This window comes from Mesobacillus subterraneus, from assembly GCF_000934845.1.
GTDB lineage: Bacteria > Bacillota > Bacilli > Bacillales > Cytobacillaceae > Mesobacillus > Mesobacillus stamsii.
The window spans coordinates 42,751-55,703 of sequence record NZ_JXIQ01000023.1 but is presented as its reverse complement, the minus strand read 5'-3'; the positions used below and the strand labels follow the sequence as shown (position 1 = coordinate 55,703).

The window sequence follows — 12,953 nt, the reverse complement described above, 5'->3', positions numbered from 1 at the left end:
TATTGATGTCAGTTTAATATGTTATAATAAGACAATTATTTACAATGAATTCTATTATGGAGGTTCTTGTATGAGTAGCATTAGAATAAACGGAATATCAATTAAAAATTATCGTTCATTTGGAGAAAAAAGAGATATTGTATTTCCTAAAGAAGACTATAAGAAACCAATTGCAATTGTAGGATACAATAATGCTGGTAAAACCAATTTACTAAATGCTATCCTATATGGAATTACGGAAAGATATGTTAACAGGAATACCTTTACTCGAGATGACTTCCATAATAGAGATTTTAATAATGTACCAGGTATTATTACAGGTATAGAAAGTAGTACAGAATTAAAACCTGATGGTAAATATGCTGATTTAACAGGATATCATTTTCTCAACATAGATTTAGATGGAACTGAGATAGAAAATGCAAAAATCGAATCTTACAAAGATTGGGAGCAACAGGATAAAAATTGGAATGCATTTGGAGCTTCAAAATACTATAAGATTTTCTATGTAAATTTCCATGAGATAAAAAAAGAGATATCTACTAAAAAAACCAGTTGGGGGAATCTCACATCATTTCTCGCAAAACATATTAAAAGTATTGTAGATTCAGATAAAGATATGCTAAAGAAAAAAAATACTTTTAAAGATCAAATAAAAGATTCTACTAAAAATGTCCTTATAGATTCCAAACTAAATACGTTTATTAAACAAATTCAAATAAATTATTCAAAAAATCTTAGAAATAACAATTGTAATATTGAGTTTGGTTTGCCAGACTATGAAGAAATTTTTTTAGAAATGATGTTCAAAATCGGATTGAACGGTGATTCTGGAAATTTGATTCCAATTGAACATTTTGGTGATGGTTATATTTCAATGTTTGTAATGGCTGTAATACAAGCCATAGCAGAAACTAATTCTGATGATAGATGCCTATTTTTATTTGAAGAACCTGAAAGTTTTTTACATGAAAATCACCAAGAGTATTTTTATAAAATTGTTTTATGTGGATTAGCAGAAAATAATCATCAAGTCATTTATACTACACATTCACATAAGATGATTGATATTTTCGATACAAAAGGTTTGATAAGATTAGAGTTCGATGAAAATAGTAAGCAAACTGAAATAAAATATAATAAGGCTAAGGCGGATTTTTCATCTGAAGTTACAATTTCACAGATTGAGGACGATGAATTAGTAGAACAGGTTAGAGACTATAACAATTACATTAAGATTATCGAACCTAATCTAAATAAAATAATATTTAGTAGAAAAGTACTCCTTGTTGAAGGTCCAAATGATATGTTGGTATATAAAGAAGTTATAAGAAAGAAAGTATTGAAAATAACAAATGATGCAAAGTTTTCAGATGCTTATCTAAATTTTAATAATATAGCCATAATTCCACATCACGGTAAAATAACAGCACTGGTACTCATCAAGCTTTGCAAGCACTTAGGTCTAAACTTTTTTGTGATTAACGATTTTGATTTTAATGACGATTTCATCTGTAAACTAGACTTTAAAACTGAAAATGAATATAAGAGTAGTAATTTTTATAAAAATGAAATCCAAAAAATCCAAGCATTTAACCTTAAAAGCGAAGAATTAAGTGTTACAACAAAAAGAGCAATGATAACAACTAATTGGAGATTAATACAGGAATCTAAACCTGACCAAATACATTTTAATATACCAAAATTAGAGAATGTAATTGGTTACAATAAAAATGATAAAGATAGTTTTGGGATCTGGGATACCATAAATAAAATTGAAACTTTTGGTGAAGAGTTAATCCCACAAAAACTAATTGAATTTTTAGAGATAGACAAAATAAAACCTATTAAATAGTTTGGTAAATTTATAAAACCCCATTACTATTTTCTTTCATAATCAACAATTGGATGTCATCAAAAAGCTTTTAAAATCTTCCACACCGCTACCTTTAGCAACAATGATGTCGCCTTCTTTAACAACACCCCATTCGAGCATTATGTCAATTTTAGGCAAAGATCTCCGTGTGATTTTCTTATCTCCTATTACTGTTGTCACGATTGATTTATCCATCAAATTCACATAATAATCATCATAGTTGGTCACAGGGAGTAGCTTTTCCACATAGAAAAACAAATCTTCATTTAGCTTGTATGGAGTTAATCTATAGCAACTCATGTCAACATTATTACTATTTAGCCACGCAGCTGCCGGCAATGTCTGCTCATCAAAATCAGACGCCACCAAGATGATCCTTTGCTTTTCATTGAAGTTCTTTTGTGCATCATTGACCTGAAGGAACTCGTTCAACTTGCGAATACCAAGTTCAAATGAGGTTAACTCTCCAAGTTCAAACTCACTTCTATAATTTTCAATGTAGGGAGCATAAACTTTTTTCACTAAATCATCGGTCTTATCTATTGTTGCATAACTGGCAGCATATCTTATTGCCTGGAATTCAAACGCTTCTTTGCGGTGTTCAATATCCTTACGGTCCCTCTTGATTTCAATGAGTACAATATTTCCATTGTTATCTACTGCAGTCAAATCACTTCTTCCATTCTTTTCATTTCTGACTTGTCTACCGACAATAAGCATTGACTCTTCTTCATCACAGATCATATCAATACTGTATCAATGCCTATTTCTTCTCAGGACCAATTCTCTCCCACTTTCTATTTTTTTCAGCTGTAGGCGGAAGTTTATCATCTCCTGGTTCAATTGTTACTTGTCTAGGTTTACTTACTTCTCCACCTCGTGGTCCTCTCTCAATATACTCACCAGATCGATCAGGTTTTTCACCCGGTTTTTGTAATTTGCTCATCTCTCAACCTCCCTAAAGTTTCATCTCATTCAGTAAATCCCTCAGCTTTTTAAGTTCTTCTACGCTTAAGGTTACACCTTTGCCCATTTTCTCATGTTCCGGCGACCAATCCCTGATGTCGTATTTAGGCTCCCTGTCATTCCAGCTAATCAAATTCAATTCCTTTGACCAGCCTTTATTGTTTTCTGAGAGAGCGCCCACGGTTTCTTTGATTTCATATTTTATTTCTGCCATTATTCTTCAATCCTTTCATCAATCCGTTGTGAATTTTCCAGGTTCTTCTGCAACTCTGTCTGACCAGATAACTTCTTCATAAACATTTCCGGCCATTTTCTCCGCTTGCCGCATAACGATATTCATCGCTTTTAATGCTTGATCTGGTGGATAGTCATACTTGCTAAGAAGCCTTTTAATCACACGTCTCATGCTTGCCCTAGCACTTTTACGAACACTCCAATCAATGGTAATGTTGTTTCTTATGGCTAAAGTCAATTCATGAGCGATTTTCTTAAGCGTTTCATCTTCCATAAGTTCTTTTACTATATCATCCGCTGTCAGTGCATCATAAAAAGCAATTTCATCGTCACTTAGTCCCAGTTCTGTTTCTTCCTCTCGCATCTTTTTAATATCGTGGGCCATTCGAATAAGTTCCTCAATTACTTCAGCATTTGTAAGTGCTTGATTTCGATACTTGTTTAGAGCCTTTGTGAGCCTTTCCGAGAACTTCTCAGACTTCACAAGGTTTCTCTTTTCCATGGTTTTGATGTTGCCTTCTAATAATTTTTTAAGCATTTCCAGTGCTAGGTTCTTCTGCTTCATTTGCTGAACTTCTTTTAAGAAGTCTTCAGAAAGGATTGAGATCTCAGGCCTCTTGATTCCCATGGCATCAAATACATCGATAACATCTTCTGAGATAATGGAGCGCTCCAGCATTTGATGAAGTCTTGCTTCAATTTCTCTTTTGGATAATGGCGCTTTGTCTTTTTCCTTCAGTTTAACTAGACTTGCTTTAACTGCTTTAAAATAGCTGACTTCAAGAGCCTTCTCTTTCCCCTTTTCAGTCGCAGCACATAGGGCATGAGCCTTGCCTAGTTCAAGAGCTGTCTTTTTAAATTCCTTTTGTTCTTCTTCTTTCTTTCCGAGAATGAAGTCCATACCGCCTACAATGGTCCTCATTCTTTCCACTTTAGAGTTGCCCATATATTTTGAGTAATCATAGCCATGCATCATGTCTCTTAAGACTTCCAGTTTTTCAAGCATTACAGCAACAGCAACATCCGTATCAATACCGGTATTTAGACGATCCGTATTGGTGTATTGTTTTAAGGCGCTCTTTAAACTTTCTAGAATCCCAATATAGTCAACAACTACACCGCCAGATTTTTCTTTAAAGACGCGATTAACCCTTGCAATGGCTTGCATCAGGTTATGCCCTTTCATGGGTTTATCAATGTACATGGTATGCATGGAAGGAACGTCAAATCCCGTGAGCCACATGTCCCTTACAATAACGATTTTCAACTCATCACTGTTGTCTTTCATTCGTTTGGCCAGCAAATCCCTACGCTGTTTGCCACCTAGATGCTTCTGTAGCTTTTCATTATCTGCAGCGCTGCCGGTCATAACAACTTTTATCTTCCCTTTATCAATATCATCGTTATGCCAATCGGGTCTCAGCGCTGTTACGGCATCATAGAGCTCAACGCAGATTCTGCGACTCATGCAGACCACCATAGCTTTGCCATCGATGCTCTTAGCCTTTTCTTCGTAGTGATTTACTACATCTTCAGCAAGCTTTTTGATTCTGTTTGGAGATCCCACAATGGATTCCATTCTGGACCATTTGGCCCTGTTCTTATCCTTCTCAAATTCTTCCTGACCTTCTGTGATTTCTTCAAATTCATCATCGATTTTGGTCAGTTCTTCTTCATCGGTTTCCAGTTTAATGATGCGGTTTTCATAATAAATTCGAACCGTTGCTTCATCTTCAACCGCCTGGGTCATGTCATATGTATCAATGGTATGACCAAATATGGCTACAGTTGATCGATCTTCTAGATCAATCGGTGTTCCTGTAAAGCCGATAAAAGAGGCGTTGGGTAGTGCATCTCTTAGGTATTTCGCATAACCATAATTCACTTCTCCGGTCTTAGAGTCCACTTTGGCCTCTAGGCCATATTGGCTTCTGTGGGCTTCATCTGCAATGATGATGACATTCTTACGATCAGTGAGTACTGGCATCTCGCCTTCTTCTGGTTTGAACTTTTGAATGGTGGTGAAGATAATCCCACCAGACTCTCTATCATTTAAAAGGTCATAAAGTCCATTAACCTCAGTGCTATTTCCATTGGCATAATTCGTTCTTTGGTTATCTGAAAGTTTCCTTACGGTTGCTTGTTTTGGTGTCTGACGTAGGATATCTTTCGATTTGGTGAAGGTTGTAAAGAGCTGATCATCCAGGTCATTTCTATCGGTTATGACCACGATGGTAGGATTGTTAAGTTCTCTCACAAGTCCTCCGGTATAAAACACCATAGAAAAACTCTTTCCAGAACCTTGTGTATGCCAAATAACACCAATCTTTCGATCGCCGTCTTCCTTTGTTGCTTCTTTTGTTTTTTCAATGGCTTTCTTAACAGCAAAGTACTGGTGATATGCTGCCAGAATTTTGATGATGGATTTTTTATCCCCTATCTTCTTCCCATCGATATCCTTCTCAGATTCTTTTGACTCCTGGAAAAGAAGAAAGTTTTTAATAATATCAAGTAATCTGTCCTTATGGAACATGCCATTTAGCAGTACTTCATACTGAGGCTGGGACAAAGGTGCGATATCCTCTCCATCAACGGTTCTCCAGTTCATAAACCACTCTTCATTAGAGGTAATGGTGCCAGCTTTTGCATTGATTCCATCTGAGATGATGCAAAAAGCGTTATAGTTGAAAAGGGATGGAATGTCTAGTTTATAGGTCTGTATTTGATTATAGGCCCCATCAATCCCTACATTTTCATCACTGGCAGACTTTAATTCAATAACCACAAGAGGCAGACCATTCACAAAGACAATAAGGTCCGGTCTTCTCTCTTCATTTTCAATAATTGTAAATTGATTGACGACCACGAACTCATTATTATTCATATTTTCAAAGTCTATGATGAAGGCTCTTTTGGTGCGAATTTGTCCACCTTCATTAAAGGATACTTCTATCCCCTCTGTCATTAACTGATGAAAATATCGATTGTTTTCTTCCAGCATTGGGCTATTGAATGTGATCAGTTGACGATAGGCATCATCAAGTGCCTCCCTTGGTAGATCTCGATTGATCTTAAAGAGCGCTTCCTTTACTCGATGTGGAAGGATCACCTCACGATAATCTTTTCGCTCTTCATAATCTCCACCTAAAGAGATGTCCGGGCCAAAGGCATAATCGTAGCCAAGACTTTCTAATATTTCAATAGCTGCTTCTTCAAGCATCGCTTCTGTAAAAATACTATTTTTACTACTCATCACTACCACCTCCCAGACAATCTTTAAATTTGATTAGCCTTTCCAATACCGTCTTTTGATTTAATTCTATTAATTTATTGATCACCCCACACCTCCACTTCTCCATTCAACGAATCCGCCTTGAATGAGTGATTATTTGAATAGCCTTTTAAGGACCTTAAATATATCAAATGATGTCCGATTATATACCTTGTTGTAAACTGCTTTCTTGGGATTCCTCAGAAATCCATATCCCCGCGGCATCTTTATCCCTGCTCGATGCACCAGCTGTCTTTTGATGCTGGTTCTTGCAGAGATTCTTCTTTTTAAACTTGGTTTTCGGAACCCAAACTTCACGATGCGGCACCTTCTTCATCACAAGGTTTACCTGCGCCGTCAAGCAAGCAGGGAACTCTGATTTCACCGGACATTAGTTTAGGGATAAGTGAATCCCTCATTGAAGTTAATAACACGTTTTCATTATGCTTAACAAATATTTTATTTGTAATTCTATCAATAAAATGATGGAATTTCTCAACAATAATATTATTTGGAATAAGAATCTTATGTTTAACAATATGTGTTACCTTAATACTAGGCTGCACTGATCCAATATTATAAGATACTAAATCGTTTTTAATATTTTTCAGCAACTCAAATAAATAAAGATTGGAAATATTTATAGCTCTTAAAGCAACGACATTCTGAGCAATACATCCTGTATTCCCCATAAATATTTTCAATTCTGCTAAACTACCCACAGTTGATAAAAGAATATCTCCTTGGCTCGGATGCCCACTCCTAAACCAATTGTCATAAGTTTCTTTGCTAACATATTTCATGCAATTATTATAATCAATTACTCTAATATCACCTGACAAAGCCTTCACATCGATTATTGGGTAGATTGTTTTGTTGGGCTCCTGTGGAGGTGTTTTTCCTCTATTATCAATTATATTGATCACGTCTTTTAATGTGCTTACTTCCCATCCCTTAGGAATCAATCCAAGCTTACTTTCAACCATTTCTCCACCACTGGAGTTATAAGGTTCTCCATCTTCATTGGGAAATTCGAAATCCACAAACCATTGCTTGAAGATTTCATGTGCCATATTTTCAAGTGTTTTGTTAATCTTATTGTTGACTTCAATTTTGTCATCTAAAGTTGAAAGGATGTGGGCTATGGATTTTTGTTCCATTAGCGATGGAATGTCAAACTCTAAATTCTTCATAACTGCGCCAGATATTTCTTTAAATGTTGATCCATTTGCATGATTTTCTATTAGACTTATATTGTTTTTTAACAAGTAATATACAAATATATTATCGTTTTCATCGTCCACAATAATACTCTTAAACCCTTGATTAGTAGTCACTTCATTCCTTGCTATAGCAACATAACCAATAGGCGCTCTTGAAGTAAACAAAACGGTCCCTTTGGGAAGAAGTTTTGCACTGGAGTTGTCTAGTCCCTTCTGGCTAATATTTCGTTCTCCTTTTGAAATATACATGCCTGCATGAGAAGATAAGTCTTTGGGGGTTATCCAAGAGACATCTCCGTTCCAATATTCTTCAATCTTTGTTTTTGGTGTTCCACCAGCAACTATTTGACCTATCTCTGAAAGTTTCATTCTTCTAAACAAATTTTCCACCGCCTAACTGCCTTTTATTAAGATCATAAAAGTTTTCTAATGCATAAACTTTTGTGATATAAAAACACTTCTCATAAAAGCTATACTCAACATAAAACACGATTTCTTCATTTTCTAAATCAATATCTTCTTCTTTTTCAGAATTTGAGAATGTCAAACTGAGTTGAATATTTATTTCAAAATTAATATACTCTTTAGAATTAATATCTGTAGTTTCTATAACATTCTTGATTTCACTATCCCTAACATCACTAACATCATAAATTTGTGAACCGATTTTTTTATATAATTCAGTTTCAAAAATCACATCTTTTATTAGTTCGAAGCTTGTCAGAAGTCTTATCTCCTCGTAATACTTAACTTCATCTATATCTATTTTGCGAAGCTGATTTACAGTCTTTTGAATCTCCGCAATTTGTTTTATTACATCAACTTCTTTATTTAACAATATCAAATAATCTTTAAAGAGATCATTGTATTCTTCCGCAAGCACATCGTTGAATAATCCATCTCGAGAATATAATATTACTTTAGATTCAGAACACTTCGTCTTAAATTCTAATACACTCTCCCATATTAAAGCATCCTTAAATCCTTTATCACTTTTTTTGTCAATTCCTTCAAATGGGGGAAGTTTAGAAAAAGCACGTTTTACAATTGATTTAAATCTTGTTTCACTAGGTAAATCTATACTGATTACATTCATTGAATAGTTATCAAGCTTTTTTTTAAATAAGTCAACTTGCTCATTTAAGTAGATTTCATAATCGAGTAATGACATTTCATACTGAAAATTTGGAAACTTAAAAGCTTCTAATAACTTTTCCAACTCTTGATTCTTTCGGTTATATGATTGTATCCTTTGTTGATATAACTCGTTCCAAGCCACATCAGGTACCGCAATAGTAATATGTTCAACAAGATCACGTTCTTCAATCTCATCTACGATATTTTGAAAAAGTCTATTAAACTTAAATTCACAAAAGTCACATCCATTTTCCGCTTTTTCATATAGAATATTAGTATCAAATATTATGACATAATTATTGGGGTTACTAGAACTCATACCCGATACCCCCAAGATTCTTTCTTATCTCCTCCTCTAAGTGTCGGGATTTTGCAAATAGTTCGGCCAGCTCTGCTGTCATATTCTCCATCTTCTCATCGAATGGTACACCATCATCTTCGACATCTTCAATGCCTACATACCTTCCAGGCGTTAGGACATATTCATGCTCTCTGATATCTTCAATCTTTGCTGACTTACAATACCCCTTAATATCTTCATAGTCTCCATCTATATTTCGCCATTCATGATAGGTTTCGGATATCTTAGTGATATCTTCTTCCGATAGTTCTCTATGTCTTCTGTCAATCATTACACCTAGTTGTCGAGCATCAATAAAGAGAACTTCGTGATCTCTTGGCCTAAACCTCGGATTATCCTTCTTGTTTCTATTTAAAATCCAAAGCGAGACAGGAATGCTTGTTGAATAAAATAATCTATCAGGAAGCGCAACAATTGCATCGATTATATCCCCTTCTAACAAATTCTTTCTAATCTCACCTTCGTTCGATGTATTTGTGCTTAATGATCCGTTAGCGAGAACAATACCCGCGCTTCCATTAGGGGCCAAGTGATAAACCATATGCTGAAGCCATGCGTAGTTCGCATTCCCTGCAGGTGGAATACCAAACTTCCATCTCACATCATCTGTAAGTTGATTTCCTCCCCAGTCACTAATGTTAAATGGGGGATTAGCAAGGATATAGTCTGCCTTTAAAGTCTTATGAAGGTCGTGATGGAACGTATCATCATGGTGTGGTCCTAAATTGGCATCAAGACCTCTGATAGCGAGGTTCATTTTACAAAGTTTCCACGTTGTTGAGTTCATCTCCTGACCATAGATGGAGAGATTTTCAACTTTCCCTTGATGATCTTCCACAAACTTTTCACTCTGCACAAACATACCGCCCGATCCACAGCAGGGGTCGTAGACTCTACCTTGGTATGGTTCGATCATGTCAACCAAAGTCTTAACAACACTGGTAGGGGTATAGAATTCTCCACCACCTTTTCCTTCAACACTTGCAAACTGGCCAAGGAAGTACTCATAAACTCTACCAAGTAAGTCCTTTTCTCCATTTTGGTGAAGCTTGATGGTTGAGATAAGATCAATCAGTTCTCCAAGCCTCCGTTTATCTATTTCTGGCCTTGCGTAGCGCTTATCTAGTACACCCTTTAACGATGTATTCTCTTTTTCAATAAGAATCATGGCATCATCAATGTACTGGCCAATTTTAGAGTCTTTTGCATTGTCTTTGATAAATGACCATCTAGCTTCTTTGGGAACCCAAAAAATATTCTCTGCTTCATATTCATCTCGGTCCTCTTCAAAGCCTGCTCCTTCTTCCACTAGAGCGTTAAACTTTGTTTCAAATTTATCGGATATGTACTTAAGGAAGATCAATCCCAGTACCACATGTTTATACTCACTGGCATCCATACTCCCTCTAAGTTTGTCTGCCGCTTTCCAAAGTGTCTCTTCAAATCCGATGTTCCCTGTGTTCTCAGCCATTTATATATTCCCTCCAAATGTTTAATAATTATGATCATCAAAGACTTCAAATATTTCACCTTCAAAGCCTTCTTGTTCAGGTTCGCTGCTTACCCAATCAGGTAAGACTTGATAATAGTGAGCCAATGCTTCAATTGTTTTGTGCAGAACTGATTCATGCTGCACTTTTTCAAGTAGTTCTACGATCAGTTTATAAGTCTCCAAGTATGGATTATTATCCACTATATCCATCGCGGCCTTAAACTTAGATACAAGCTTGGCCTTTTCAATATCTCGCTCTATTGCATTCATTTCTTCTTTATCATAGATGGGAACTTCAATGAGATCATTAATCTCTCCCAGTGAAAACTGCTGCTCATGCTTTTTGATTACAGGCTTAAGATCTCTTTTCAGCTTTTCCTTTTGGATTTCCAACTGATCAATTTCTGTAAGCTCACGCCCAAAGTAGGACTGATCAATGCCAAAGAGTTCTTCTAAAACCGGTAGATATTTCTTTGGAATGTTCTGTCGCCCTTTCACCCACATGTTTATATTTTGTTTTTTAATGCCAAGTTTTTCAGCTAGTTCTATATGTTGAAGGTTATAGAGGTTTAAAATATATTCTAATCCTATCAAGTTCTCACCTCCTGGTGCAGGGCTATAATCCCACCTAATATTTATTGTACTTCATTTTATTGACTCGGTCAATAAAAAGTGTAAATGTTTTCTAATTTTTTGACAATAATCCTATCCACTCACCGCATTTTTGTCAGCAATCTTATCAACTCACGAGCCCTAAAGTAAATCTAACCTATAAACCTTGCATTCCGCATTCTTAGATAAGTTCCCACAAAATAAAAAACCGTGATTATCCTTCCGGCATGAAACCAGATCTCAAATCACAGAAAGTGCTTATTTACTTACCTTTTTACACTCTTACTTCTCTACCCTTGATAACAATACTACCGTCTCCACATGCGTCGTCTGCGGGAACATATCAACCGGTTGTACTTCAAGGGTTTTGAACCCGCCTTCTTCCAGGATTCGCAGGTCTCTTGCGAGGGTGGCTGGATTGCATGAGACGTACACTACCTTCTTCGGTTTCATGTCTATGATGGTTTGCAGAAGTGCTTCGTCGCAGCCTTTGCGCGGTGGGTCGACAACCAAAACATCGGCACTATTCCCTTCTTTATACCAGGCAGGTATGACTGTTTCTGCTTCACCGACTGCAAATTCGGTATTTATGATGCCGTTTAGTTGGGCATTTCGCTTTGCGTCTTCGATGGCTTCGGGAACGATTTCGACTCCGAATACCTTTTTGGCTTTTTGTGCTAAAAATAACGAGATGGTGCCGATGCCGCAATAGGCGTCAATAACGGACTCTTTGCCTGTAAGCTCTGCATATTCAAGTGCTTTATCGTAGAGTACTTTTGTTTGTTCAGGGTTAACTTGATAGAAAGACCGCGCTGAGATGGCGAACTTGATGTCTCCGATGTAGTCATAGATGACTTCGCTGCCCCATAGTACCTCTGTTTGATCGCCCATGATGACATTTGTTTTTTTGGAGTTACTGTTGTGAACGATTGATTTTACCTTAGGAAGCCGCTCGATAATCTTTTCAACCAGTTTCGCGCGCTGAGGAAGCTCATTTGTCCTCGTTACCATAACCACCATCAACTCACCGGTTTGTCTGCCATACCTGGCCATGATGTGGCGTAGCACACCTTTGTGCGATTCTTCCTGATAAGGCTGGATTCCAAGCTCACTGGCGATTTCTTTTACCACCTTGATTGCCTCATTTATTTCATGAAGGTGAAGCAGGCTCTCGTCTGTATCGACGATCTCGTGGCTTCGCGGCTTGAAAAAGCCGGCGATCAGCTTGCCGTCTTTCTCCCCAACTGGCACTTGGGCTTTGTTTCGGTAATGCCACGGGTTGTCCATCCCGATAATCGGGTGCACCACAACATCCTCAAGCTTTCCAATCCGTGTCAGCACTTGCTTCACCATATTTTCCTTATACTTAAGCTGACCCTTATAGCTAATATGCTGCAGCTGGCAGCCTCCGTACTTATGGGCATCCTCAGCCGGACATTCAACACGGAATGGGCTTTGTTCAAGAATTTCTATCAGCCGGCCGAAGCCGTATCCTTTGTTTACCTTGGTAACTTTTATTTTCGCATGTTCTCCGGGGAGACCGCCCTGCACGAAAATCGGGTAGCCATCGATCTTTGCGACACCAGCACCGTCATGCGTCAAATCTTCAAACTCAACCTCTAGATAATCATTCTTTTTAACCGGGATTGTTTTGCTCATCATTTCCGTCCTTTGCTGTGAATTAGCTAAGTCAGAGTTTATCACATTGCTTGTATGATTGCGAAAGGCACAGTCTGCAACTATCATTGTACTTGTGGCGTCTCGAATGGGCTAACGCTGGA

11 protein-coding genes are annotated in these 12,953 nt (G+C 37.0%); 1 reads left to right on the top strand and 10 read right to left on the bottom strand.

The genetic code is table 11. The features are described 5' to 3' along the window. Positions 1-70: 70 nt before the first annotated feature. Entirely contained in the window at positions 71-1,855 is a 1,785-nt protein-coding gene (locus UB32_RS04270) for an ATP-dependent nuclease (protein ID WP_044391482.1), read from the top strand. 42 nt (positions 1,856-1,897) lie between these two features. Here the strand turns inward: UB32_RS04270 and UB32_RS04265 are convergent, their stop codons facing one another. From UB32_RS04265 to rlmD, 10 genes are all read right to left on the bottom strand, one after another. Next, positions 1,898-2,596 carry a hypothetical protein gene (locus UB32_RS04265; RefSeq protein WP_198528154.1) on the bottom strand — a complete coding sequence of 233 codons (699 nt, stop codon included), beginning with the start codon at positions 2,594-2,596 and terminating at the stop codon, positions 1,898-1,900. A gap of 43 nt (positions 2,597-2,639) precedes the next feature. Further along, on the bottom strand, positions 2,640-2,822 hold the full coding sequence (locus tag UB32_RS04260) for a YjzC family protein (protein WP_044391480.1): 183 nt from the start codon (positions 2,820-2,822) through the stop codon (positions 2,640-2,642). A 12-nt stretch (positions 2,823-2,834) separates the two neighbouring features. Next, entirely contained in the window at positions 2,835-3,056 is a 222-nt protein-coding gene (locus UB32_RS04255; RefSeq protein ID WP_044391477.1) for a YdbC family protein, read from the bottom strand. Between the two features lie 18 nt (positions 3,057-3,074). Continuing rightward, on the bottom strand, positions 3,075-6,329 hold the full coding sequence (locus tag UB32_RS04250; protein ID WP_044391475.1) for a type I restriction endonuclease subunit R: 3,255 nt from the start codon (positions 6,327-6,329) through the stop codon (positions 3,075-3,077). Between the two features lie 132 nt (positions 6,330-6,461). Beyond that, positions 6,462-6,665 (bottom strand): hypothetical protein, encoded by a 204-nt coding sequence (locus UB32_RS20375; protein ID WP_044391474.1) that lies wholly within the window; start codon positions 6,663-6,665, stop codon positions 6,462-6,464. After that, complete coding sequence (locus UB32_RS19760) at positions 6,662-7,951, bottom strand: restriction endonuclease subunit S (RefSeq protein ID WP_052806947.1); 1,290 nt, start codon at positions 7,949-7,951, stop codon at positions 6,662-6,664. Before UB32_RS19760 ends, UB32_RS20375 begins: the two co-directional genes overlap by 4 nt. Next, a complete protein-coding gene (locus UB32_RS04235) occupies positions 7,944-9,026 on the bottom strand; it encodes a PIN domain-containing protein (RefSeq protein WP_044391472.1) in 1,083 nt (360 codons plus the stop codon). The genes UB32_RS19760 and UB32_RS04235 overlap by 8 nt, the downstream gene beginning before the upstream one ends. Beyond that, on the bottom strand, positions 9,016-10,539 hold the full coding sequence (locus tag UB32_RS04230) for a type I restriction-modification system subunit M (protein WP_044391471.1): 1,524 nt from the start codon (positions 10,537-10,539) through the stop codon (positions 9,016-9,018). Before UB32_RS04230 ends, UB32_RS04235 begins: the two co-directional genes overlap by 11 nt. 21 nt (positions 10,540-10,560) lie before the next feature. Further along, positions 10,561-11,154 carry a helix-turn-helix domain-containing protein gene (locus UB32_RS04225; RefSeq protein WP_044391470.1) on the bottom strand — a complete coding sequence of 198 codons (594 nt, stop codon included), beginning with the start codon at positions 11,152-11,154 and terminating at the stop codon, positions 10,561-10,563. Positions 11,155-11,454: 300 nt separating this feature from the next. Next, positions 11,455-12,831, bottom strand: a complete 1,377-nt coding sequence (rlmD, locus tag UB32_RS04220) for a 23S rRNA (uracil(1939)-C(5))-methyltransferase RlmD (RefSeq protein WP_044391468.1) — start codon at positions 12,829-12,831, stop codon at positions 11,455-11,457. Positions 12,832-12,953 lie beyond the last annotated feature (122 nt).